This window comes from Tannerella sp., assembly GCF_052170195.1.
Classification (GTDB): Bacteria; Bacteroidota; Bacteroidia; order Bacteroidales; family Tannerellaceae; genus Tannerella.
In genome coordinates this window covers 1-24,951 of the sequence record NZ_JBQNAZ010000037.1, presented here as the reverse complement: position 1 = coordinate 24,951, position 24,951 = coordinate 1, and the positions used below count along the sequence as shown (strand labels likewise).

Sequence of the window (24,951 nt, the reverse complement as noted above, 5' to 3'; positions counted from 1 at the left end):
TCTACTATTACTTGGACTACATGATAAAACCAACGCAATTCGGGGATGAACCTAAGTTTTTTCATCCATTCCCCTGTATCAAACGATAAAAATCGGTCGGGAGTTCCCTGCACACTTTCATTAAACGATGAAGAAACGCCCCGATTATTGATTAAGGTCAATTCTTAATTGATATGACAGACAAACACACGGGGTTGCCCCTACGCATGTCCTTGTCCTGTCCTGAAAAACGGACTACTGACCGCTGGATGCTGACTAATTCGGGCTTTCAGCCCTTGTGCCCCGTGCGAGCTAACCCCTTCGGGGCGGTTGAAGTGTTGAGGTGTTGAGGTGTTTACTGACTGCTGTAAGAGCCCTGAAAGAGCGTAATAATTCAGCCCAATGCGTAGCGAAGCGAAGCGTTGGGAAAAAAGGGCGACCCCCTCGGCGGAGGGCTGAAAGCCTGACGTAATTCAATGGTTAATTGTTATGCCGGGTACACGGTATCCGAACGCAGAGGAACATCCCCCCAGCCCCCCCCTTCAAAGGGGGAAAGAGCAAAGCGTTGGGGAAACGGGCGAACGCCCTCAACGTTCATCCCTTCGGCCTCGGGCGATGAGCCGACGGAGCAGCGAGCAGGGCGAAAGAAAATCAGGCTGTCCGAAGCGAAGCGAGTTACCTGATTTTCCGACCTGCGAGCGTCGCGAAGTCGTGTGAAGCGCACGAAGCCTTGACCTTTGGGTTACTTTTGGGTCAAGCCAAAAGTGACAAAAAGAGATTCATCGCTTGACGCTCTGAATGACAAATTAATTGTTAATGGTCAATTGTTAATTGTTATGTGCCCGAGCACAGAGGAACATCCCCCCCCTTCAAAGGAGGGAATGCGGAAGCGAAGCGTTGGGAAAACAGGCGGCCCCCTCGGCGGAGGGCTGAAAGCCTGACGTAATATTAGCCGATACTCCGAAAAAATATGATTCGGACGTAAAAAAGACGGGTGCTGTTTTTCGTTGTTTCGGGAGAGAAGAGCGTCGCGACAGAACGCAAACGGTCAGCGATAGAAATCTCTTTTTTTCACGCGGATGACGTCTCCGAACGTTGCAAGACGCCGCATATCGATTTTGCGCGAATTGCCGACGATGACGTAGACGAGCGTACGTCCCTGCACATGCGAACGGTAGAAACGCGCGATGTCGTCCATACTCATACGGCCGATATCGTCGAGCAGCGAACGGTTCGGGTCTTCCGTGTACCCGTCGCGGCGGTAATCGGCAATTTTGGCGGAGATGTCGCGGAAGGCCGGATACTCGTTGTTCGTGAGGTTAATGCTGGCGCGGATCAGCGCCTCGATGCGTTCGGGGCGTTCGGGCATCTCCTGTATCAGCGCGTTGAGCACATTCAGGGCATCGATCGTCTTGTCGCATTGCGTAGAAAGGTAGGCGACGAAACGGGAAGGTTTGTCGGCAAGACAGTAAGGCGGCAGCCGGTAGGCGCCCGACGTGTAATACGCCAGCGACCGGAACTCGCGGATTTCCTGAAACATGAGCGACGACATGCCTTCGCCGAAGTAACGCGAAAACAGGTCTGCCTCGTGCCTCTTCTTCAGCGTATCGAGCGGTTTGCACGCCATATAGGCGTAGATGATATTCTGAAACACATCGGGAATATGATAGAAGAAAACGAGTGGTTTCTCATACGTCACGAAATCGCGCCAGACGGGCGAGAGCGACGGGCGGATTATCTTCTCCAGCGCCAGCGAGCGGGAGATCTGCTCCGCTACCTTTTCAGCTTCCAGCGTCCCGCAATAGTGCATCGTGCAGGCCACCTGCGTGGCGCGGTGAAAGAGGTCGACCAGTTCGCGCCCCCGGATACGCTTAATCTCCTTGAACGAGGGTTTGGTCAGGTATTGTGACAGGCTGCCGTACTGTACGTACTCGAACAGCGCTTCGGCCACTTCGTTGTTCGACTTGAAGAATGCCTTTTCGGCCACCTTCGCATCGTCGACGAGGGTTTTCAGTTTCCGGTCGTCGGGAGATACATTCGCCAGAAAATCACCGGCCACCTCCAGCGTCTCATCAAAAGCCCTGTCGAAGCCCGTAATTTTGAACGTCAAACTATGTTTGTCCGCATCCAGATCGAGCGTGCTGCCCAGCGTCTGCAACCGCATACGTAAGGCTTCGAACGATTGCGACTTTGTGCCCAACAGCGGGATATACCCGGCCAGCAGTTTGAGCCTCGGCTCCTCGATCAGCCCGATCCCGTACGAGAGCTTAAGCGTAAAAATATGATTCACCCGGTTGGGCGTCACATACAGGGTCGTGCGCGGCGTCAAATGAAGCGTCTGCACATCCCGCTCGAAGTCCACGTAACGCGGCTGAACCTCCTGTACGGGTATCGTATCCAATTGCTTGCTATAGGCCGACGAGGCATCGGCATGCCGCGGAACGATGGGGGCGAAATCGGGCTTAGCCAAGTGCGTCTTGGCATAACGCCCCGTCTTTTTGCGGACATAGAGATAATTATCGCCGAAATAACGGTTGGCCACCTTCACCACGTCGTCTTTCGTCAGCGCCTCGGCACGGTCTAACTCTTCCTGATAATCCGCCCACGTCTTGCCCTGCGAAAACAGACGCACCAGCACCTGACTGCGTGAATCGATGTCTTCCAGCTCCGTCAGATGACGACGCAGCTGCTCACGCTTGAGGCTGTTGAACATCTCGTCCGTGAAATCGCCCTTCTTCACCCGCTCCAACTCGCGCCAGATCATTTTCTCGGCCGAGCGGCACGTGTGCGACAGCCTCGGCACCACCACAATCCCGATGAATCCGGCCTCGTTAAACGACTCTCCGCCTACCATCGCGCCCATCACCCGGCGGTTCACCATCAGCTTGTCCAGATACCCCGTACCGTTTGAATTATTAAGGATGCCGACTGCCACGTCGAATGCAGTCTGATCGGGATGATTGGCCGGAACGCCGCGAAAACCGAGCGCCACCGCCTTGAGCAGCGGAAGCGGAATCTTCACCGTCGTCTTCTCCCGACCGCGGAACGGACGAATCTTTACCGACGATACCGGTTCGACGACACCGCGCGGAATACGCGAAAACGTTCGCTCCAAAACGGGAAGCACCCGTTCCGTATCGAAATCGCCGCTCAGAATCAACCCCATGTTCGACGATACGTAATAGGCCTCGAAGAACTTGCGCATCTCCGACAGGCGCGGGTTCTTCAGGTTCTCCGCACTCCCGATAATCGGATAGGCATAGGGGTGCGGACGGAAATAAATCTCCATCAACCTCTCGATAGCCTGATTGAGAATCATGTCGTCGCGCCGATTCTTTTCCTCGTAGACCGTCTCGAGTTCGCTCTGAAACATGCGGAATACGGGGTTCAGCAAACGTTCGCTGTTCAGCTCCGCCCACTGCTCCATATATTGCGGCAAAAAAAGATTGTGATATACGGTATAATCGTACGACGTGCCCGCATTCAGCTTCGATCCTCCGTATTTGGTAATCAGTTTGTCAAATTCGTTGGGGATCACATACTCGGCAGCCTGCACGCTCAGTTCGTTGATTGCCTGCTGAATGACGGCGCGCGCCTTCGCGTCTTTCGTGCGCGCCAGTTCGTCGTATTTCCCGGCAATGGCGTCGAGCAGCACCTTCTCTGCCGCGTAATCCATCGTCCCGATCTTATCCGTCCCTTTGAACATCATGTGCTCGAAGTAATGAGCGATACCCGTATTGGGCGAATCTTTCGAGCCGGCCTTGACGACTACGGCACCGAAAACTTTCGGCTGACTGTGGTCTTCGTTCAGCCAGACCGTCAAACCATTATCCAGTATATATTCATGAACTTCCGTCGATGCTCGAACGGACGAAGTTTGTTTTATTTTCGGAACGTGAACTGTCATCGTATCCTTTCAACATTTTTCAAGCAAAAATAGTTCACACCTTCCGATGTTCGCCCCCACTTTGTCCGACCATCATCACCGCCTCTTTCCGAACGAAAGCGAACGTCTTTTTCATTTTCAAGCACTTGACTTATGAATAAATAATCACGTATCGACAGCAAACATTCAGAATTGAAAATAAATAAACGGAACTACGCCGGAACTTTTCACCTGTATCACCACGAAAATCGCCAGAATCAGGTACAAAGCCTGAAGCAACATGGGCGAATCCGTCACCAAACGTTGCATCTTCAAGTCGATGTGCTTAGGTACGAAATGAAGCAGATAGCCTGTAACAATAAGAATCGAAACGCCGGGGTAACCGACAAGGAACTGCGTGAAAACCTCTGGATGAAAATCGGTAAAAATCCGTGTCACCACATCCACCCCGATTTGCACCGTATCGGCCCGAAAAAAGATCCATCCCAGACATACCAGATGGAAAGTCAGAATCATACCAGCCAGTCGGCGGAACGGGGACATCTCTTCTCCCATTGGCTTAAAACTGCTGAAACGTCCCATCACAAACTTATGCACAGCCAGCGAAACACCATGTAGGGCGCCCCACAGGATAAAACGCATCGAAGCACCGTGCCACAGGCCGCCCAAGAGCATCGTCACAATCAGGTTGACATAGGTACGAAGCTTCCCCTTACGGTTTCCGCCCATCGAGATATACAGGTAATCTTTCAACCAGCTCGACAACGAGATATGCCAACGCCGCCAGAACTCGGTGATGGTCGCCGATTGATAAGGCGAATCGAAATTGACGTTGAAACGGATTCCCATCAGCAATGCTATACCGATGGCCATATCGGAATATCCCGAAAAATCGCAGTAGATCTGAAGCGCGTAGCCGTAGACCCCGAACAGGTTTTCGAGACCGGTATAGAGCGTAGGCGCATCGAAAATGCGATCCACGAAGTTGATACTGATGTAATCGGAGATCACACATTTTTTGAACAGACCACAGATGATCAGGTAAAGGCCCTCACCTAAATGCTCTTTCGACAGTCTTGGGCTGCGAAACATCTGCGGGATGAAATCGCGTGCCCGCACAATCGGCCCGGCTACCAAACCCGGAAAGAAGGAAACGTAAAACAGATAGTCGATCCACCGCTTCAACGGATCCAAACGTTTCCGGTACACATCGATCGTATAGCTGAGCGACTGAAATGTAAAGAACGAAATACCGACCGGCAGGAAAATATCCAGTGGAGTATAGCTCAGCTGTGCCAGTTCGCGGATGCCCATCCATTGCCCCATACTGCTCAGCAGCATCACGCCCGCATCGTAAAGAAAGTTCGTATATTTGAAGTAGGCCAGCATCCCGATGTTAATACATACACTCAACGCTACCCACGCTTTGCGCAGGCCCTTATGTGACGTTTGCGCAATCGCGCGGGCAATCAGAAAGTCGGAAGTGGCTGTAAGGATCAGCAGGGCGAACCACAGACCGCTGCTTTTATAATAAAAGTACAGGGAAAATAGCGCGACGTAAATGATACGGGTTGTCGTACATCGACGTAACGACCAGTAAACCGCAAAGAAGACGATAAAAAGGAAAAAGAACAGCCCCGTACTGAAGAGCATCGGCGCGTCTTGCCGGTAACACAGCAGCGAACCGATACGCTCCCATATCACACCGGTTTTCATTTCCGAAAAAAGGGTTTCTGAAAGAGTCGACAGCGTACTCATAAAGATCTCCGTTTCTGATAGTTCAATTCACTACGGACAAGCGCTTTGTAAAGCAGTTTGCCCTGTTCCTGATAACCGGCCACATTGAAATGAATACGGTCGTACCCTAGATAATCCGAAGCCAGCCAATGTTCACACGAATTCGCTCCTCCGGTCATCCCGTACAAGTCGAAGCAGGCAATCCCCTCGCGTCGGGCGTATTCTTTGATAGCGCGTGCCGCCAGATCGATATTTTCGTTGCGCCTGTAACTCCGCTTGCCACGTCGCACGCGCACCGAGCGGAAACTCTCGGCTGGCGTACTCAACACCAAAGCAGTGAAGGGCAGGTGTGCCTTGACCAAACGTACAAAGCGATCTACCTGCGACAGAAATTCGGAGGTCGAAAAGTTGGCGCCGAACGTCTCGTTCGTGCCCAGCGTAACAATCAGCAGTGAAGGATCGAGCAGCGACAACTGCCGGATGTATTCCTCATTCGTGTAGTTCACGAACATGGCACCGTTCTGCCCGATGGAATGATACAAAATACCCGGCTGACCGTTCGTGAGCACAAAGCCGTAGTAACAATTCCGTAGCGACGAGAGACGTGCCGGTGTCAGTCGCCCCTGCGAGGCGGTGTAAAGCTGCAACTCCCCCGACTTGGCCGGCAGCTTGAACGTGTCGACCATCACTCCCGGCGAGTAAGGAGCCTTTGCCCAGACAGCCTCCACCTGCTCACCTTCCCCGACAGGAAGCATCGGCAAGGCGTCTTCGTTACGATAAAGAATCACTTGATTAAACTCGTAACCCGCTCCGTTATTCGGCGCAATGCTGATTGTAAAATCGACACCCGGCACATCGGTCTGAATGCCGATCCCTCCGGGACCCCATGCACAGTCCGACGTGCGGCGGGTACAACGTCCCACAGCCCAGTTTTTCACCTTCGATGAGGTGATAAAGTAATCCGTCGGCTCGTTATCCCGCGCCAGCTTATACGGCGCGATCCAGCCGCGCCCGGCATTGCCGAAAGCACCTTGCAGCAAACGCATCGCCTCGCCGCTGTAAAAACCGGCCTGCACATGCGAATCGCCCAAATGAACGATCTGAATCGTCGTATCTTTTCCCGCCATTAACTGATTCAGCTCTTCCAAAAAAGAATCGAGCGAGCGGGCAGGATCCGTAATCCGACAAAGCGAATCGACAACAAACGAAAGATTCGAACGCATGTTATCCGTCAGCGGAGCGAGTGGTGTCCAGATCGCTTCTGCCTTTTCAGACGAAAGAACCGGTACCGGCTCGTTCTTCTGTGGCTCCGGCTTCATGCGGGCACTGATCAATCCGACCGTCAACGCAGCCATGAATACAAACGATCCGCCCCATTCAATATGTTTTCTTATCCATTTCATCATAAAACTCTTTTTCTAAAATCAGCGCATCAAATAACGAAGCGGCCAACTCGCGCCCGCCTCGAAAGCTCAGATGCGTATAATCCTTACTCGCCCAGCGCCGCTCCACGTAGCGTACCATGCTGCCTTCGCCTCCCATTGCCGAAAAGACGCTCCAGAAAGGCACTCGAGCCTCGGCCGCCGCTTCGCGCTGAGCACGCAACAAAGCCCGTATCGACGGCATCGTGCGGTAAGCGCCATCACGGTAATGGCTGCGGTCGGACACGCTGAGCAGCAGCACATCCGCCTCCGGAAAACAACGCTGCACGTGACGGATGGCATCTACCATCCGCTTGCGATACCAGCTATAGTCTTTTGTCTTTTCGGTAACCACGTTCAGCCCATATTGCAGAACGATCAGATCATAGGGGCGCACATTCCGAAAAGCCATACAGCTCGACTCGTCCAGTTCACTCAATGTCATACCCGAATTGCCGCGCAGCGAAAAATTATCGACCACCACCCCTCTGTTGTCTTCGAGTGCAATCCCCAGCGCCCGCAGTCCACGCGCTTTATGAAAACGCAGTTGGCCGTCCGTAAATCGGCCATTCACCTCATATTGTACAATTGAATCAGTCGCCGGCAAAGTGTCGAGAATCGTATCTTTCGAATGGTTGCATATCCAGCGTATCTCCGACTGCGTGTTACGCGAATAAATGAATTTGAGCGACGAAACCGCTTCCAGACGAGGGTACGCATCGACCGTTTTGAACGAAATTGAGGCTACCCCGGCCTCCGAATCGGCATCGAAGAGCAAGCCCGGAAGTACATATTTATACTTACGATCGCTAAGTATCGACCGTGTAAGCCAACCTTTCGACCGCTGATAAACCGTCGGGCGGTACTGCTCCACCTTCGAAGCCACCGGAACAAATCCTACGCCTCGTCCTCCGAAATGCTCCTGCATCTTCGCGCGAAAATCAGCAACAATAATATCACCTTCGATAAACGAATCGCCCAGAAAAGCAATCCGTACGGGACGATTCAGGGAGCGGAGCCGATTCAGCGACGTAAAAAACTGATACAAACCCGTATGCCCCGCCGAATAATCTTCGATACGGGCACCCGTCGTATCTTCCGGCATGCTCGATGCAAGCGTTTCGTAGGCGACATTTCGTTGGGTAATCTGTTGAGAATTGAAACCTCGGATAATTACCGTGTCGGAAAGCGACAACGAATCAACCGGCAACGCCCCCGCCAGTACTCTATCCGTTGAGTCGGACAATAGCGCCTCGTCTTCAGAACGCAGGTCGGACAGCATATCCACTTTCTTGATCGGAATACCGAACAGCTCATCCGGCAGCCAATATAATCCCAGACAGCACACCATCGTTATCAACATGATAGCCAGAAGCCGTCCGAAATAATTTCTCTCTGTTGCTCTCATTTTTATTGAAAAAACGCACAAAGGTACGTGAAAAATCATACGCTCCCAAACAGAGGCACGGACGATGGTTAACGCATCAAAATTTTGATTAAATTGATTACACTGCCCCGCTTTAGCTCCCAAAGGTAAATAATTTACAATAAGCCTATTCATGCCATAATAGTTATCATAAATCTGGAGATGTTCTCCCACGCTATTCGCATGCAGTTTTTTACATTTAACATTCAACGATCGCAGGACCGCCAATAAATTTGCCTCTTGATACACTAACCGACAACCTTCTGTCCTCTTCTCGGATTTCATCGGAAAGAACTTTTAGCAGCCTTACAAAATAATCGGTCGGGCAGACTCATTCTTTCGGAACATGCCCACGCATTTTGCCGGATCAACAGCGTCGATCATGTGTTGCACAAGCAGACTAAAACCGCTATCTTTGTCCCTGTATTTTAAACAATGAATGTATGAAAAAGACTTTGAAAATTACGGGAGCGGCTGCTGTTACGGCTGCATTTTTCCTGTGCAGCCCGCAAGTAAAAGCGACCGGCCTCGTCATGGAGCGTGACAACACGACCGTACTTGCAGCGGCCGACTATACCCAAACGAATCGCCCGCCTGTGTCCGAACGACTATTCTCGTCGAAAGCGATCGAAAAAGAGATTGTCCGTATCAAAAAACTGCTGACGAATCCGAAGCTGGCATGGATGTTCGAAAACTGCTTCCCGAACACGCTCGACACCACCGTCCACTACCGAGCCATTGACGGGGAAGACGATACGTTCGTCTATACGGGAGACATTCATGCCATGTGGCTGCGTGACTCGGGCGCTCAGGTATGGCCCTATGTGCAGTTCGCCAAAAAAGACGAGGAGCTGCGCCGAATGATTCGCGGGGTGATTCTCCGTCAGTTCAAATGTATCCTGCTCGATCCTTATGCCAACGCGTTCAACGACGGGCCAGTCGGCGGCGAATGGCAGAAAGACCTGACCAAAATGATTCCCGAACTGCACGAACGCAAATGGGAGATCGACTCGCTCTGCTACCCGCTTCGTCTGGCTTACGAATACTGGAAAGTGACGGGAGATAAAAGCATCTTCACGAATGAACAATGGCTCGAAACGGTACGAAGCATCTTGCGTACTTTTAAAGAACAACAACGCAAAAACGACCTTGGCCCGTATAAGTTCCAACGTGTCACAGCCGTAGCGACAGACACACAGTCGAACTACGGATGGGGTAACCCCGTAAAACCGGTCGGACTGATTGCCTCCGCATTCCGTCCGTCGGACGACGCCACGATCCTGCAATTCCTCATCCCGTCGAACTTTTTCGCGGTAAGCTCACTGCGTAAAGCAGCCGAAATTCTGGACAAAGTGAACAAAGACAACGACCTTGCGAAGGAATGCACCGAATTGGCTTCCGAAGTCGAAACGGCTCTAAAACAATATGCCGTGAACGATCATCCGAAATATGGAAAAATCTACGCGTTCGAAATAGACGGCTTCGGAAACCAATTGATGATGGACGATGCCAACGTACCCAGCCTGCTGGCGATGGCATACCTCGGCGATGTAGATATCAACGACCCGATTTATCAGAACACGCGTCGCTTCGTGTGGAGCGAAGATAACCCGTACTTCTTCAAAGGCAAAGCCGGCGAAGGAATCGGCGGGCCGCATATCGGCTATGACATGGTTTGGCCGATGTCCATCATGATGAAAGCGTTTACCAGCCGCGACAATGCCGAAATCAAGACCTGCATCCGCATGCTGATGGATACGGACAACGAAATGGGATTCATGCACGAATCGTTCCACAAAGATGACCCGTCGAACTTTACACGCGAATGGTTCGCCTGGCAAAACACACTCTTCGGAGAACTGATTATCAAATTAGTAAAGGAGGGAAAAACAGATCTGCTGAACAGTCTCTGATTCTCTCTGTCCAAATAAGCTGGACAAAAAATGACACATTTCAACAGGCAGCCTCGAAAAAAACAATTTTGAGGTTGCCTCTTTTTTTATGGCGGAATGTCACCCAAAGAGGAATCAGCCAATCAAAAAAACGCCAAAATGTCAGAAATCATGACAACCTTCCCTTTCATCATTTTTGGCACACTATTTGCCGCTAATCAATCGATGTGTGTAACACATGAATGGTATTGAAGTAAAAAATAAAACATTAATAATATAGAATAAATATGGGAAAAATTATTGGAATCGACTTAGGAACAACCAACTCGTGCGTTGCCGTCCTTGAGGGTAACGAACCGGTGGTGATTACGAATAGCGAAGGTAAACGTACAACGCCTTCGATCGTCGCCTTTGTGGAAGGGGGCGAACGTAAAGTGGGTGATCCGGCCAAACGTCAGGCGATCACGAACCCCCAGAAGACGGTCTTCTCGATCAAGCGTTTTATGGGTGAAACATTCGATCAGGTGCAAAAAGAAATCAATCGTATCCCTTACAAAGTGGTGCAGGGCGATAACAATACACCGCGTGTCGATATTGACGGGCGTCTCTATACTCCGCAGGAAATCTCGGCGATGATCCTTCAGAAGATGAAGAAAACGGCCGAAGATTATCTCGGACAGGAAGTAACGGAAGCCGTGATCACGGTACCGGCATACTTCAACGACGCACAACGTCAGGCAACGAAAGAAGCCGGCGAAATCGCAGGATTGAAAGTTCGCCGTATCGTTAACGAACCGACAGCCGCCTCGTTGGCTTATGGTCTCGACAAATCGAACAAAGACATGAAGATCGCGGTGTTCGACCTCGGGGGCGGTACGTTCGATATCTCTATCCTCGAGCTGGGCGGAGGTGTATTCGAAGTAAAATCGACGAATGGCGACACGCACCTCGGAGGTGATGATTTCGACCATGTGATCATCGACTGGCTAGCCGAAGAGTTTCTGAAGGACGAAAATATCGACCTGCGGAAAGACCCGATGGCCCTCCAACGTCTGAAAGAAGCGGCCGAAAAGGCGAAAATCGAATTGTCAAGCTCGACAAGCACGGAGATCAACCTGCCGTATATCATGCCGGTGGACGGAATTCCCAAGCACCTTGTACGTACACTGACGCGTGCCAAGTTCGAACAGCTGGCCGACACCCTGATTCAGGCATGCCTCGAGCCGTGTAAACGCGCATTGGCCGACGCTGGCCTGACTACCTCGGATATCAACGAAGTGATCCTTGTCGGCGGATCGACCCGTATCCCGGCCGTACAACAGCTCGTTGAGCAGTTCTTCGGCAAAGCTCCTTCCAAAGGGGTGAACCCGGACGAAGTCGTTGCAGTCGGTGCAGCCATCCAGGGCGGTGTCCTCTCGGGCGATGTCAAAGACGTCGTACTGCTCGACGTAACGCCGCTGTCACTCGGTATCGAGACCATGGGTAGTGTCATGACCCGCCTGATTGATGCGAATACGACGATTCCGACCAAAAAATCGGAGGTGTTTACGACGGCGGTCGACAACCAGCCTTCGGTCGAGATTCATGTGTTGCAGGGCGAACGTTCCATGGCTAAGGATAACAAATCGATCGGACGCTTCCACCTCGACGGAATCCCACCCGCACCACGCGGCGTCCCGCAGATTGAAGTAACGTTCGACATCGATGCCAACGGAATCCTGAATGTATCGGCTAAGGACAAAGGTACGGGTAAGGTGCAGAGCATACGCATCGAAGCCTCGAGCGGTCTGAGCGAAGACGAGATCAAGCGAATGAAAGACGAAGCGGCCGCCAATGCCGAAGCGGACAAGAAAGAACGTGAACGCATCGATAAGATCAATCAGGCGGACAGCATGATTTTCCAGACGGAAAAACAGCTGAAAGACCTGGGCGACAAACTGCCGGCCGACAAAAAGTCGCAGATCGAAGCAGCTCTGAATAAGCTGAAAGAGGCACATAAAGCGCAAGACCTCGCAGCGATCGATACCGCTACGGCTGAGCTGAACAACGTATTCCAGGCAGCCAGTCAGGATCTGTACAACGCACAGAATGCACAGGCAGGCGGTCCGTCAGCCGGAGGCGCTCCCACCGGAGGCAGTGAAGGAGGCTCTTCCGACGGCAACGTAACAGATGTGGATTTTGAGGAGGTCAAGTAGCATAAAATCAAACATCTAAAAAGAGGGTGAAATCACTTTGTGATACACCCTCTTTTTTGAATCGTCAGGGAATGAGAAAAATCCTCATTCCTTTTTATATGCTATCCTATTTCCTATCTTTGTGCCATCAAAAGACTATGGAAAGCAATGATGAACACCCCAAAATGAGTAACCATTTTCATTATGGCAGAGCATAAAGAGCAACATAAAAAATCAATCCGCTTCTTCAACGATCGTGAAGTGAGGACGGTATGGGATGAAAAGAACAGTAAGTGGTGGTTCTCGGTACTGGACATCATTGCAGCAATCAATGAGCAAGACGATTATCAGAAGACGAGAAACTATTGGAAGTATCTCAAAACAAAGTTAAAGAAAGAAAACAACAAACTGGTTAGTGACACTAACCGGTTCAAACTGCAAGCACCTGATGGGAAGCAACGACTGACAGATATGTTAGATGGCGAAGGTGTTGTTTTGTTGGCGAAAGCAATACCTAATGTCAAGGCAATGGGATTTCTCGACTGGTTTATCTACAGTGACAACACCATTGACGGGCAGAGTAAGAAGAAAGCCTACCAACTTTTTGAGAGCGATCTCTTGAAAACGGCAGAGCCCGGAGGCTTAAAGTGTCTCCAACAGATACACGCTTACCTCTTTGGAGGATTATACGACTTTGCCGGACAAATCAGAACTAAGAATATATCCAAAGGAGGCTTTACGTTTGCTAATTGTATGCACTTCCCCGATACACCTCTGAATATTGAGCGTATGCCCGAAACTACCTTTGATGAGATTATGGATAAATACATCGAGATGAACGTTGCCCATCCTTTTATGGAAGGTAATGGTCGCAGCACCCGCATTTGGCTTGACTTGATGTTCAAACGCTCATTGAAGCGGTGTGTGGATTGGAGTCAGATAGATAAGAACGAATATCTGTCTGCCATGTGTGAGAGTGTAACTGATAGCACGCATATTAAGTCTTTAGTACTGCCTGCGCTCACCACCAAGATTGACGACCGAGACATGTTTATGAAAGGTATTGATTATTCATATTATTATGAACAAAATGAGTGATTTGAAATGTAGTCCAATCATTGCTTGGAACTCTGTTTCCTGTTGCAACCAGCCCTTACAGATAAAACAGATGACCGAGAAGTAATCTTCAATGGCATTGAACAGTCTTATTATTATGAACGGATTAAAAATAACAGTTATACATTAAAAAAAACATTATCATGACTCACAAGATGTTTATTTCACATAGTAGTGTACAGAAACCATATGTAGAAGAATTAGTCAAACTGATAGGGACTAATTATTTAGTTGTTGATAAATATACTTTTGAAAGTGGGAAAAAACTCTGGGAAGAAATTCGCACTTCGATTAATGAGTGTAATCATTTTGTATATCTGATTTCAAAGGAAGCTTTAGCATCGAATTGGGTTAAGCAAGAAATTTCCTACGTTAGAGAAAGAATAGACGATGATGCCATAAACTTCTATCCTGTAATCATTGATGAAACTATAGATATAGACCATCCTAATATCTCAAAATGGATAAAGAAAGAATATCTGATCAATAAATATATTAATCCACATATTCTGTCCATTTTATTGAAAAGAAATATATTACGCAGTATTTGGAAAGAATTCCCCTCATTACAGGAACAAAGCCATTTATTCATTGGCAGGGATGAGGAAATGCTAGAATTATCAAAATTATATTTTGAGAATCGTGGCTACAGCAAAAATACTATAATAGTTTCAGGGTTGAATAGTATAGGACGCAAGCGGTTACTACGTGAATTTGTTTCTAAGCGTGTTGTTGTTAAAGGAGATAGTACAGATCTTATAGATATAAGACTAACAGATACTGATAGTATTTCTGAGTTCGCAATACAACTTAATGATATCTTAGGACAATTTAGTTATGATTCTCTGTTGTTAAATATTAATGACAAGGAAAACTCGCTGACTACGACTATTTCTTTATTGAATCAACTACATGAGGTAAAAGAGAATATTATCATCAATGATGATAATTGTATTGTGAAAAGTAATGGACGGCTTACTGAATGGTTCGTTGATTTAGTAAAGGATAGTAGGCTTTGTAATCATTTGCATTGTAGTATTGCCTCTCGATATACTCCACGCCCTGATTTAAGCCAAATTTTCCCTCATATTGTAACACTACAAATACATCCTCTTACAAATAATAATATGGAATTGCTCTTCAATGCATACTCAAAATTAAGAGAACTGTCAATACCTAATGTTGACATGAGGTTCTTTATAGACAAATTATCAGGCTATCCTGGACAAGTATTATCAATTATTAATTCTATAAAGCAGAGTAATATAGCTATCGCCAAGAAGGATATTAACAAATTAATTTGTCAGTTTGATCACAACTATGAAAGTGTCTTATCTGAAATTAAAGATGATTCCCGAGCATTTCAGATTTTAATCCTATTATCGAATTTCGAATTTATTAGTTACGATTATTTATGTAGGATTTGTGGAGAAGATATTGCTGATGTGTTAGAACGATTCCATTACCTATCATTGACCGAGTCGTTTGGATTGGGGAAACAATATATTTGTTTAAATTCAGCAATCACAGATTACATTAGACGTGTTAAGTTTAAATTATCCTCTGAATATTCGAAAAAGATAAAGGAAATTACAAGGCAAATTATTATAGATACAGACGATAATATTACTGATATATCTTACCGTTTATATGCAGCTAAAAGTATATTGAAAGAAGGAATTAAAGGAGGAAAAATAGATGAACGGTACCTTTTGCCATCTTTTATCTTAAAAGTCATCACGGAAGAATATTATGAAGGCAATAATGACAATGTAATATATCTTGCAGACCGTATAAAGAAAGGATACCATAAAAAATCATATGAGGAAATTATTAGAAGTATAAACTATTGGTTATGTTGTGCATTATGCCGCAATAAAGATGTTCGCTTCTTTAATGAAATAGAATATTTCAAAAAATCTCCGTATTCTTACTACTTTTTACAAGGTTTTTATTACAGACATATAAAGCAATATGAAAAGGCAAAAGAGTTATATGCAGAGGCTCTTAAAAATGTAAAACAATACGACGATGATAACTATTCCTCAAAGGCTGAACATGAAATGGTTATGGTTTGTATGTTTCTTGGTAGATATGATGAAGCTTTAGATTTAGCTAGACATAGTTATGAGAGAACCCCATCAAACACCTATCATATTGAATCTTATTTCCGTTGTCTTGTAAGAACAGCACATCCAGACAAAGAAACTCTTAATCAACTAATGGAGGATATGCACAATTCTTTTGATATACACAAAGACACAATTTTCAATACGATGAAGGCTGAATACACGTATTATGTGGACAAAAATTTTCATGGGGCAATTGGACTATTAGAGGATGCCATTCGCCTCGGCAAGGATAGCTACCGTAATTATCCAGTGAAATCTTTAAAGGAAATTTGCAAAAAGCAGGATGCAATTAGCATCTCAGACTCTATTATTAAAAAATATGGGGTTTTAACTAAAGACTCTATATCGTAGTAAAAAAATGATAACATCCAAGATATTTTCTAATCAACACTACTCAAATTGAGATATCCTCAAAGAAGAGAACAAGCAAATTAAGAAATAAAAATAAACCCAACCTCTCTTTTTACTGTCAGTTGAAAAGCGGCCAGTTGGGGTCTTCGACATGCGACTGCTCCATAAGCGCTCGTAATTCATCGGCTTTTTGCGGGTACTCGGAGATGACATTCTGATTTTCAGATGGGTCGGAGGAGATATTGTACAATTCGTAAGTGCCACCGTCTTTGCGGATATTCTGCCGGATCAGTTTCCAGTCGCCTTTGCGAACGGCTTGTCGTCCGCCCAGTTCCAGAAATTCAAGATACAGATAATCGCGGGTTGCCTGCTTTCCTTTACCGGTGATTGCAGGCAGTATGCTGATGCCGTCGGTTGGCACGTTGCGGGTGCCCGTCAGTTCGGCGAAGGTAGGCATCCAATCCCAGAAAGCGCATACGAGGTCGTTGCTCGTTCCCTCAGCCACATGTCCTTTCCATGAAACGATCATCGGCACACGAATCCCTCCTTCGTAGAGGTCGCGTTTATAGCCGCGATAGATACCGTTGCTGTTGAAGAAGTCCGGATCGGCGCCTCCCTCCTGATGCGGTCCGTTGTCGCTGGTAATGATGATCAATGTCTTATCGTACACACCCAGCTCTTTCAGCTTCTGCACAATCTGCCCGACATAGACATCGAAACGATAGATCATGGCGGCGAAAGTGGCACGCGGATAAACCTGCGAACAGTAACCGCCTTTACGGAATGCCGGCCCTGAGTCCGTACCGCGATGAGGCTTCTCCGGGTACATTCCGCGAAACTTGCGAATGATGCTGTCTTCAGGCACAAGCAGCTCGGCATGAGGCAGCACACAAGGCACGAAGAGGAAGAACGGCTTGCGGTGATGCTCGTCGAGGAAAGCGAGGCATTTCTCCTGAATCAGGTCTTGCGCATACGTTCCGAACGCACCGTTATCGTTATCGGGCAACTCGATGCGCCGCTCATTGTGCCAGATATGGTCGGGATAATAATTATGCGCCAGCAGTTGGCAGTTGTATCCCCAGAACTCATCGACGTATTGCCGGTTCGGATCCCCTTCCGAGCCGGGCGCTCCCAAGCCCCACTTCCCGAAGACTCCGGTTGTATAGCCGGCCTCCTTGAACAGTTTAAAGAAGGTATTCGTGCCGTGCGGCAACGGAAATTGTCCTTCGGGCTTCACCTCCTTGTTCCCTCTCACACACGTATGTCCCGTATGAAGGCCGGTGAGCAGGCTGGCACGTGAAGGGGCGCTGACCGTCGTGCCGGAATAACATTGTGTGAAACGCATGCCATGCAGCGCCACACGGTCGATCTCGGGCGTCCGAAACTTCTCCTGTCCGTAACAGCTCAAATCGCCGTACCCCAAATCATCAGCAATAATAAAGACAACGTTCGGTTTCTCTGCTGTTTGCTTCTTGCTTTGTGCCGTTGCTGTTCCGCCGACTGCCAGAAGCAGTGATCCGGAAATCCAAAAGGCAGGTTTTGCTGCATGTTTCATGATGTTTCTGTTTGTATGTATAACTCGTTCTGCGAATGAATGGCAAACATACAAAAAAATCATGATTTTTCTGCCATCCGAAAAAAACGAGTCTTATCCATCCTCTCGCAAAAACGACGAAACACACAGAAACCGGAACAGCTGCACTGAATTTACACGTAGTTCCGGGCACGAAAAGAAGCGGAAAACAGACGGCTACTTTGCCAAAAATATATCGTATCTTTGGCGACAAAATAGAACATTATAATCACTAAACAATTCGATATGGAAAATACTCGACGCAATTTTTTGAAGAAAGTAACGGCTGCCGGTATCGGCGCCGCAGGACTGGCTGTGACCGATCAGGCCATGGCCGCAGTAAATCAGCCGGGCGAAGCGGCACAGCAAAAGAAGAAACCGGCAGGCAAGTCGGACGGCATGCTACGCTTCGGTTTCATCGGAACCGGTTCGCGCTGTCAGGAGCACATCAACAACGTATTAGGCATTCCGGGCAACAAGATCGTAGCCGTCTGCGACATACAAAAAGGACCGTTGGAGAAGACACTGAAACACATCGCCAAGTTCAACGTACCCGAGCCGAAGGTGTACACCGGCGGCGAGCGCGAGTTTGAGAAGATGCTGAATAATGAGGAGTTCGACTGTGTGATCATTGCCAGTCCGTGGGAATGGCACGTGCCGATGGCTGTCGCAGCGATGAAGGCCGGTGTGCCATACGTCGGTGTCGAAGTATCGGCCGCCAATACGGTCGAAGAATGCTGGGACCTTGTCAATGTTTCCGAAGCGACGGGCTCACACCTGAATATCCTCGAAAACGTATGCTATCGCCGCGACGTGATGGCCGCGTTGCGGATGGTGCGCGAGGGCCTGTTCGGCGAGATGATACACGGCACATGCGGCTATCAGCACGATCTGCGCGATGTCAAGTTCAACGACGGCGTACACTACACCTATCAGGAAGGTGGCGAGCTGCGGATGGGTCCCACAGCCTACGCCGAAGCGCAATGGCGCACGCAGCACTCCGTCACCCGTAACGGCGACGTCTATCCCACGCACGGCATCGGGCCGGTGGCTAACTGCCTGAACATAAACCGGGGCAACCGCTTCCTATCGCTCACTTCGATGGCCACCCAGTCGCGCGGGTTACACAACTTCGTAGTAGACAAAGGCGGAGCAAACCACCCGTATGCGAAGATTCACTTTAACCTCGGCGATATCGTCACCTCGATGATTAAATGCGCCAACGGGCAGACCGTCATCGTCACGCACGACACCAACCTGCCCCGCCCCTATTCGCTCGGCTTCCGCATTCAGGGCACGCGCGGGCTGTGGATGAACGACGGCAACCATGTCTACGTCGAAGGACAGTCGAAGCCTCATCGCTGGGATGCGTCGGACGACTGGTTTAAGAAGTACGATCACAAGTTGTGGAGCACCCTCGAAGCGAAGGCTAAGGAAGCCGGTCACGGCGGAATGGATTACATCATGATGTACGACTTTATCGATGCGATCCGAAACAAGAAACCGGCGCCGATGGACTGCTACGACGCGGCCGCATGGAGCGCTATTTCGGGACTGTCGGAAATGTCGATCGCGCGCGGAGGAGCCGTGGTAGACTTCCCCGACTTCACCCGCGGGCAGTGGATTCATCGCCAGCCGGCTTTTGCCCTGTAAACCGATCGAAACCGGTCGGTTATACCCCATAGCCGGAAAAGGAATGAAGAGGCGGCACGTATACGCCATCCGCATAAGCACGTATCGAATGCTTCGATAAGAAAAAGGGCGGGTCAAAACGTTTTGTTTTTGGCCCGCCTTTTTAACCATGAGATGATTCTGTCGATCTTCAGCCCAACGGAGAAGGGCTTAACCCATCTTTCTTTCTACGGCGCTTTTCAGTTTCTCCAGCGCCTTCTCAAGTGTAGCACGCGGGCAACCTACGTTCAGACGCATGTATCCTTCGCCCTCGCGGCCGAACATCGAGCCGTCGTTCAATGCCAGTCCGGCATCATTCACAAAGAGATCGACGAGTTCTTTCTGTTTCAACTTCAGCCCGCAGCAGTTAAGCCATACGAGGAATGACGCCTGCGGCCGGTACATGCAAAGCTGCGGAATATGTTGCTTCAGATACGCTTCCACAAAATCTATATTCTTCGACACATAGTCCAGCATCTGCCTGCGCCATTCCGCACCATGCCGGTAAGCGGCGATGGTAGCCGTATAAGCGAAAATCGTACCATGGTTGAACTCGCCCGATTCAAGGAACGAGTAAAACTCCTTGCGCAACTTATCGTCGGGTACGATAGCGTAGGATGACACGATGCCGGCAATATTAAAGGTCTTACTGGGAGCCGTGAACGTGATGCTGCATGCCGCCGCTTCGTCCGACACGGTCGGGAACGGATGATGCGTAAACGAGGGGTAGGCCATTTCGGCATGAATCTCGTCCGAAATAACGAGAATATGGTGTTTGGCACAGATCGAAGCCAGCCTTTGCAACGTTTCTTTCGGCCAGACGATACCGGCAGGGTTATGCGGATTGGAAAGGATCAAGGCTTTACAGCCTTCGTCAATGACGGATTCGAGGTGATCGAAATCCATTTCGTACGAGCCGTTCGTTTTACGCAACGGGTTATATACCATTTCGCGATGCATCGCTTCGGGCACCAGGTGGAACGGATGATACACCGGCGGTTGGATGATGACCTTATCCCCTTTGTGCGTAAAATGATCGAGTACAAACGCAAAGCCTTTGACGATGCCGGGAATATACGAAAGCCATTCGCGACGAATCTCCCACCCGTGCAGGTCACGCACCCAATCAATAATACTGTCGTAATATTCGTCCGACGGATATGTATACCCGAAAACCGGATGTTCGCATCGTGCCTTCAGCGCATCAAGGATAAAATCGGGGGTGCGAAAATCCATGTCGGCAATCCAAAACGACATCAGATCATCACGTCCGAAATTCTCTTTCAGCGCATCAAACTTGATACAATCCGTACCTTTTCTCTCAATAATTTCATCAAAGTCATAACGTTTCATAAAAAGATTTTTTTTGCTGGCAAATGTAGTACTTTTGCCCCGATAAAAAAACCAAGTTTAACTCTAAGAAGAAGAATGATGAAAAAAAGTTTAATGTATTGCTGCATGCTCATATGTACGATGGGCATTTTCAGCGGATGTAACAAAAATGACGACAAGAAGCCATTCGAATTGGCGGGTAAATGGAATGTAAAAGAAATGCCGATGGATATCGTATGGGAAGCTCCGGACAATGTCGTGATTGAGGCGGGAAAGATCAAACTTACGGTCAAGCAATTGACTGCCATGATGACTCCGACCCTGAACGAACTCGTACAGGCCGGGCTGAAAGACGTTACGTTCACGGCCGATGGCAAAATCGAAGCCACATATAAGAAAAAAGATTCGAAAGAATGGATGACGGCCAAAGATTATGCGACATACAACACAAAAGTCGCTAACAAAATCCTGTTGCATCCGGACGCAGACAAGGTTTTCGCGGAAATGAAAGGTCTTGATGCTACGAAATTGGCTGCTATCAAAGTGCTGTTTAAGGCCGGGATACCCGTATATTATACCTCGAACGGTTCCTCTACCCGCTTCTATCTCGACACGGAAACGGTTAAGGCATTACGCAATGTGCTGCCTGTCCTGTTGGCATCGGTCAAAAGTATTCCGGACTACGCAAAGCCTCTTATGGCCAAGGAACTCCCCAACCTGTTGGAAAAATCGACGAAAATCGAGATCGGTCTGACTTTGACCAAAGCGGCCAATTGATTAAAAGACATATCCGAATCCGGCATTCAGATAGATGGGGTACAGAGCGAATGAGATGGTTTCAAAATCGCTTTTAAACAGACCGTTCAAGCCCCACGAGAGATCGGCGAACGTATTGAAATGCTTGAAGGCGCGCCATGAGATACCCATTTGAGCGCCATATACGAAACGTCGCAGCCGGTTGGAAAAATCGTAGGTGGCGATCCGCCCGTCCTTAAACTCGATTTTAGGACCGGTCGGGTCGCCTTCTCGCAGGTAGCCGTCGTACACGTGTCCGGAAAAGTCGCCCTCTGTCAGATAGGAGACGTAAGCGCCGCCGCGCATCACCCAGCGCTCATCGAGCCGGTAAGCAGCCAGCAGAGGCATCGTCAGGTACGTAGTACGCATTTTCGTCTTGACATACCCCGTCCAGCGCCCGCTGACTTTCTCTCCCCCGTCGCCGATAATCTCGGTACGGTAATTCTTCACACGCGAGCGAGTAATCATCCCTTTATTCTCTAATTTCAGTCCTGCGGTCACGCCCCATTTCCTCTGCTTACCTACCCATTGCGTCACCGTCCCTTCGATCGGGATGGCTAATGTCGGGTTATAACCGCTGATCTCACGTATCTCGTGCGGCAAGGGCAACGGCGATGCCCCCCCGATATGAAACCCGGCCTTCACTTCATATTCCAGTCCCTTGGCAGCAGAACGAAGAACGGTTGCACTACGATCGTGCTGCGCATGGATGATCCATACACAAAACGATAGTAAAGCAACCATATATATCTTTGTCATTTCGGTATCGGGAAAGAGGTTAAAACAGCTCAAGAGTATTTCAATCAACTCATTCAGAGTTTCACTTTACGTACCCAGCCCGACGAGCCTTTCACGATGACGATGCCGCGCGGCACGTTCAGATCGAAGACCGTCTCACCCGGCTGTTTCGTTGCACGATGAACGACTACGCCTGTCAGGGCATACACTTCAATCACCTCCTTCACCGGCGATGTAACGTACAGCCGGCCATAGTCGCTCCATGCCGACGTTTCCGCCTCACCCGCCCTGCTGGCATACACCTTGCCATCGCCATCGATCAGGGCCATCGATTCTTGGTTGCCGCTCCACGTCATATTGCGGTTCGCGGCATCGTTGGGAACGATCACGGACGCATAAACTCCCGACACGCTTAAAAGCATGACGACAACAAGAAGCATCCATGGGTGAAAAGCAGTTTTCATTATGTTTCGATAAATGTAAATATATAACGTGACCCTTTCTATGTCACAAAGAATGATAACCTGAATCGTCGACAAAAATACATCTTTTCGAGGAGGAAGCAGGGATGCATTAACGTTTTTTACCCGTCGATATATATTTATTTTTGATTTTTATTCTTTCGGTAAAGTCTTCATCCGGACTGATTGTCAGACCGAATCCCCGTTCTATTCGGGTTTCTTCCGCAAAAGAACGACGGAATAAATCAAAATCACCGCAAACGCCGTCAAGGGTACAAGGAACGAGAAGGTCATGTTGTGCATATCGGCGGCCATTCCCATCAGTACCGTACCGATGGCTCCGCCGATAGGCGTCATCATCAAGATAGCTGACGCCTTTTGCGTAAGGCCTCCTAAGCCCTTGATCGATAAGGCAAAAATTGTCGGGAACATAATCGATTCAAAAACAAAAATCAAGATTGAGGCCACGAAAGAGACTCCGTGTATATCCATCACCACAAGGGTGGTCATCGTCACCGTCCCGATGGCACAGCCAAGCAGGACTTGCTCGGCACGCATGCGTTGCATAAGCATACTGCCCGCAAACCGGCCGAGCATAAAAAGCAGCAAGCCGACCGACAGCACGATGGAGGCGATAAACTTGGGATGAAGATTCATTCCGAAATGCGTGGCGATAAAATCGGTAAACCACTCGACCATGTGATTCTCGACCGCATAATTGATAAAGAATGAGTTGATGGCGATCTCAGCAATCTCGTAACAGAACAGCGCAAAAAGACCGAAAAGAAACAGCGGTCGGGCACTCAGCCCTTTCGTCGGACGAGAGAGCGCAGCGGAATCTTCGTCTTCTATAACAAATTCAGGCAACCTCACCCGCGAAAACAAAACAGCGATCACTAACACAATCGCCCCGATACCTATGTACGGGATCGAGATGTTCGGGTTCTCGCCCGAAAAACAATAGATGCCGCCCAGCAACGACCCGCAGATACACCCCAGCCCGTTGAACGACTGCGCCCGGTTGATGCGTCCGGCAGCCGTCTCCTTATCGCCGAGCAATGTCACGTACGGATTAGCGGCCACCTCGAGACAGGCCAGTCCGCAACCGATGACGAACAACAGCAACAGATAGAATCGAAAGATGTATGGTCCGAAGAAACGACTCGCCACGAAAGCCAGCGCCGCTCCGCCGAAAGCCAGCAGCCCGACAACAACGCCCTTACGCGTACCGTACCGGCGAATCATCATCCCGGCGGGCACAGCCATCAGGAAGTATGCCAGATAGGTGACGAACTGAATCAGCGATGCCTGCGTCTTGTTGATTTGGAACGTCTCCTGAAAGAACGGGTTGAGTACATCGAGGATAGCCCGCGCGAACCCCCACAGGAAAAAGAAAAAAGTAATCAGCACAAATGGCAGCATATAGCCCTGCCCCACCAGTGAATGTCTGTGTTTCATGTTTTCGTCTGTTGTTGTTCTTGACTGCAAAGGAAACATTTTTTTGTCATACAGAAACGATGAAGAAGGGAAAAATGAAGAACAAGTCCCTGTGGGAGGTTTGTTACCCTGCGGGTGTTTGTTGTTGAATTGTTGCATCGTCTTTTGTCATTCAGAGCGAAGCGAAGAATCTCCTTTCCTCTTCCTCGCGAGATTCCTCACTGCGTTCGGAATGACAAAAGGGTGGTGCGTCCATTCGCGCCCATTTGCGAAATTTGCGTTCGGACACCACACAAAAAAAGGGCGAACACAAGGTTCGCCCCTACATTGACTACCTTAACTACAGCTGACTACTTTTCACTTTTCGTTTCTCACTTTATAAGAATTTTCGTTACCCGTTCTCCTACGCGCACTACATATACGCCTGACGGTAGCGGCTGTACATGATCGCCGGCGGAGAAGACGAGCGTTTTCACCATCGCGCCGCTCACATGATATATATGTACCTTCTCGGCCTTGGGCAGGGTGAGGTGCAGTGCGCCGTCGGCGGCGTAGACACGCAGGCCGTCGATTGTTTGATTGGCTGTAGTCTCATTGATCTTAAAGTCTTTCCAGACAGGCGCAGTCTGATACTTCGCCTTGGTGCCTTTGGGTACTCTCAGCGTTACGCCCGAGAGAGTAAACCTTTCAAAGACATTCGCATCAATGCTAAGCGGTACATCCCAGCCGACGATTACCTCCTGCAGCGCTTTGCAGCCCGAAAAAGCTGAATTCTCGATAGAGGTAACAGCGCTTGGAATACGGATGCTTTTCAGTGACGTGCAGTCGGT

General features: G+C 49.0%; 17 protein-coding genes. 6 read left to right on the top strand and 11 right to left on the bottom strand.

Annotation, left to right across the window (positions count from 1 at the left end; genetic code table 11):
* Positions 1-466: 466 nt before the first annotated feature.
* The 5 genes from ACTTKA_RS09665 to ACTTKA_RS09645 all read right to left on the bottom strand — a co-directional run bounded on the left by ACTTKA_RS09665 (position 467) and on the right by ACTTKA_RS09645 (position 8,431).
* Complete coding sequence (locus ACTTKA_RS09665; RefSeq protein WP_442724871.1) at positions 467-703, bottom strand: hypothetical protein; 237 nt, start codon at positions 701-703, stop codon at positions 467-469.
* Positions 704-1,027: 324 nt separating this feature from the next.
* Complete coding sequence (locus tag ACTTKA_RS09660) at positions 1,028-3,886, bottom strand: M16 family metallopeptidase (protein ID WP_442714703.1); 2,859 nt, start codon at positions 3,884-3,886, stop codon at positions 1,028-1,030.
* A 165-nt stretch (positions 3,887-4,051) separates the two neighbouring features.
* Positions 4,052-5,581, bottom strand: coding sequence for an MBOAT family O-acyltransferase (locus ACTTKA_RS09655; RefSeq protein WP_442714710.1), 1,530 nt, complete (start codon positions 5,579-5,581; stop codon positions 4,052-4,054).
* A gap of 38 nt (positions 5,582-5,619) precedes the next feature.
* Positions 5,620-7,008 (bottom strand): GDSL-type esterase/lipase family protein, encoded by a 1,389-nt coding sequence (locus ACTTKA_RS09650; protein WP_442724870.1) that lies wholly within the window; start codon positions 7,006-7,008, stop codon positions 5,620-5,622.
* Positions 6,980-8,431 (bottom strand): hypothetical protein, encoded by a 1,452-nt coding sequence (locus tag ACTTKA_RS09645; protein ID WP_442724869.1) that lies wholly within the window; start codon positions 8,429-8,431, stop codon positions 6,980-6,982. Before ACTTKA_RS09645 ends, ACTTKA_RS09650 begins: the two co-directional genes overlap by 29 nt.
* A gap of 461 nt (positions 8,432-8,892) precedes the next feature.
* Here ACTTKA_RS09645 and ACTTKA_RS09640 point away from each other — a divergent pair, with 461 nt between their 5' ends.
* From ACTTKA_RS09640 to ACTTKA_RS09625, 4 genes are all read left to right on the top strand, one after another.
* Positions 8,893-10,362 (top strand): glycoside hydrolase family 125 protein, encoded by a 1,470-nt coding sequence (locus ACTTKA_RS09640; RefSeq protein ID WP_442724868.1) that lies wholly within the window; start codon positions 8,893-8,895, stop codon positions 10,360-10,362.
* A 266-nt stretch (positions 10,363-10,628) separates the two neighbouring features.
* Positions 10,629-12,536 (top strand): molecular chaperone DnaK, encoded by a 1,908-nt coding sequence (gene dnaK / locus ACTTKA_RS09635; RefSeq protein ID WP_442724867.1) that lies wholly within the window; start codon positions 10,629-10,631, stop codon positions 12,534-12,536.
* A gap of 183 nt (positions 12,537-12,719) precedes the next feature.
* On the top strand, positions 12,720-13,613 hold the full coding sequence (fic, locus tag ACTTKA_RS09630) for a protein adenylyltransferase Fic (RefSeq protein WP_442724866.1): 894 nt from the start codon (positions 12,720-12,722) through the stop codon (positions 13,611-13,613).
* A 161-nt stretch (positions 13,614-13,774) separates the two neighbouring features.
* The gene (locus ACTTKA_RS09625; RefSeq protein WP_442724865.1) at positions 13,775-16,114 is read left to right on the top strand and encodes a TIR domain-containing protein; all 2,340 of its coding nucleotides are present in this window, start codon (positions 13,775-13,777) and stop codon (positions 16,112-16,114) included.
* Positions 16,115-16,232: 118 nt separating this feature from the next.
* Here ACTTKA_RS09625 and ACTTKA_RS09620 read toward each other — a convergent pair whose 3' ends face one another.
* Positions 16,233-17,669 carry an arylsulfatase gene (locus ACTTKA_RS09620; RefSeq protein WP_442724864.1) on the bottom strand — a complete coding sequence of 479 codons (1,437 nt, stop codon included), beginning with the start codon at positions 17,667-17,669 and terminating at the stop codon, positions 16,233-16,235.
* A 264-nt stretch (positions 17,670-17,933) separates the two neighbouring features.
* On the opposite strand from ACTTKA_RS09620, the gene ACTTKA_RS09615 reads away from it, so the two are divergent.
* Positions 17,934-19,340 (top strand): Gfo/Idh/MocA family protein, encoded by a 1,407-nt coding sequence (locus tag ACTTKA_RS09615; RefSeq protein ID WP_442714901.1) that lies wholly within the window; start codon positions 17,934-17,936, stop codon positions 19,338-19,340.
* Positions 19,341-19,529: 189 nt separating this feature from the next.
* Here the strand turns inward: ACTTKA_RS09615 and ACTTKA_RS09610 are convergent, their stop codons facing one another.
* Positions 19,530-20,711, bottom strand: a complete 1,182-nt coding sequence (locus ACTTKA_RS09610) for a MalY/PatB family protein (protein WP_442724863.1) — start codon at positions 20,709-20,711, stop codon at positions 19,530-19,532.
* A gap of 75 nt (positions 20,712-20,786) precedes the next feature.
* Between ACTTKA_RS09610 and ACTTKA_RS09605 the strand changes: the two genes are divergently transcribed.
* On the top strand, positions 20,787-21,467 hold the full coding sequence (locus ACTTKA_RS09605) for a hypothetical protein (protein ID WP_442724862.1): 681 nt from the start codon (positions 20,787-20,789) through the stop codon (positions 21,465-21,467).
* On the opposite strand, the gene ACTTKA_RS09600 is transcribed toward ACTTKA_RS09605, so the two are convergent.
* From ACTTKA_RS09600 to ACTTKA_RS09585, 4 genes are all read right to left on the bottom strand, one after another.
* Entirely contained in the window at positions 21,468-22,244 is a 777-nt protein-coding gene (locus tag ACTTKA_RS09600; RefSeq protein WP_442724861.1) for a porin family protein, read from the bottom strand.
* A 53-nt stretch (positions 22,245-22,297) separates the two neighbouring features.
* Complete coding sequence (locus ACTTKA_RS09595) at positions 22,298-22,687, bottom strand: hypothetical protein (RefSeq protein ID WP_442724860.1); 390 nt, start codon at positions 22,685-22,687, stop codon at positions 22,298-22,300.
* Positions 22,688-22,891: 204 nt separating this feature from the next.
* On the bottom strand, positions 22,892-24,142 hold the full coding sequence (locus tag ACTTKA_RS09590; protein WP_442724859.1) for an MFS transporter: 1,251 nt from the start codon (positions 24,140-24,142) through the stop codon (positions 22,892-22,894).
* A gap of 350 nt (positions 24,143-24,492) precedes the next feature.
* Positions 24,493-24,951 (bottom strand): leucine-rich repeat protein (locus tag ACTTKA_RS09585; protein ID WP_442724858.1); only part of this gene is annotated, 459 nt, incomplete at its 5' end.

Coding starts and splice junctions, on each gene's coding strand:
- ACTTKA_RS09650 (WP_442724870.1), bottom strand. CDS start 7,008: ATGATGAAATGGATAAGAAAACATATTGAATGGGGCGGATCGTTTGTA.
- ACTTKA_RS09660 (WP_442714703.1), bottom strand. CDS start 3,886: ATGACAGTTCACGTTCCGAAAATAAAACAAACTTCGTCCGTTCGAGCA.
- ACTTKA_RS09615 (WP_442714901.1), top strand. CDS start 17,934: ATGGAAAATACTCGACGCAATTTTTTGAAGAAAGTAACGGCTGCCGGT.
- ACTTKA_RS09620 (WP_442724864.1), bottom strand. CDS start 17,669: ATGAAACATGCAGCAAAACCTGCCTTTTGGATTTCCGGATCACTGCTT.
- ACTTKA_RS09645 (WP_442724869.1), bottom strand. CDS start 8,431: ATGAGAGCAACAGAGAGAAATTATTTCGGACGGCTTCTGGCTATCATG.
- ACTTKA_RS09610 (WP_442724863.1), bottom strand. CDS start 20,711: ATGAAACGTTATGACTTTGATGAAATTATTGAGAGAAAAGGTACGGAT.
- ACTTKA_RS09605 (WP_442724862.1), top strand. CDS start 20,787: ATGATGAAAAAAAGTTTAATGTATTGCTGCATGCTCATATGTACGATG.
- ACTTKA_RS09655 (WP_442714710.1), bottom strand. CDS start 5,581: ATGAAAACCGGTGTGATATGGGAGCGTATCGGTTCGCTGCTGTGTTAC.
- fic (WP_442724866.1), top strand. CDS start 12,720: ATGGCAGAGCATAAAGAGCAACATAAAAAATCAATCCGCTTCTTCAAC.
- ACTTKA_RS09590 (WP_442724859.1), bottom strand. CDS start 24,142: ATGAAACACAGACATTCACTGGTGGGGCAGGGCTATATGCTGCCATTT.
- ACTTKA_RS09640 (WP_442724868.1), top strand. CDS start 8,893: ATGAAAAAGACTTTGAAAATTACGGGAGCGGCTGCTGTTACGGCTGCA.
- ACTTKA_RS09625 (WP_442724865.1), top strand. CDS start 13,775: ATGACTCACAAGATGTTTATTTCACATAGTAGTGTACAGAAACCATAT.
- ACTTKA_RS09595 (WP_442724860.1), bottom strand. CDS start 22,687: ATGAAAACTGCTTTTCACCCATGGATGCTTCTTGTTGTCGTCATGCTT.
- ACTTKA_RS09600 (WP_442724861.1), bottom strand. CDS start 22,244: ATGACAAAGATATATATGGTTGCTTTACTATCGTTTTGTGTATGGATC.
- dnaK (WP_442724867.1), top strand. CDS start 10,629: ATGGGAAAAATTATTGGAATCGACTTAGGAACAACCAACTCGTGCGTT.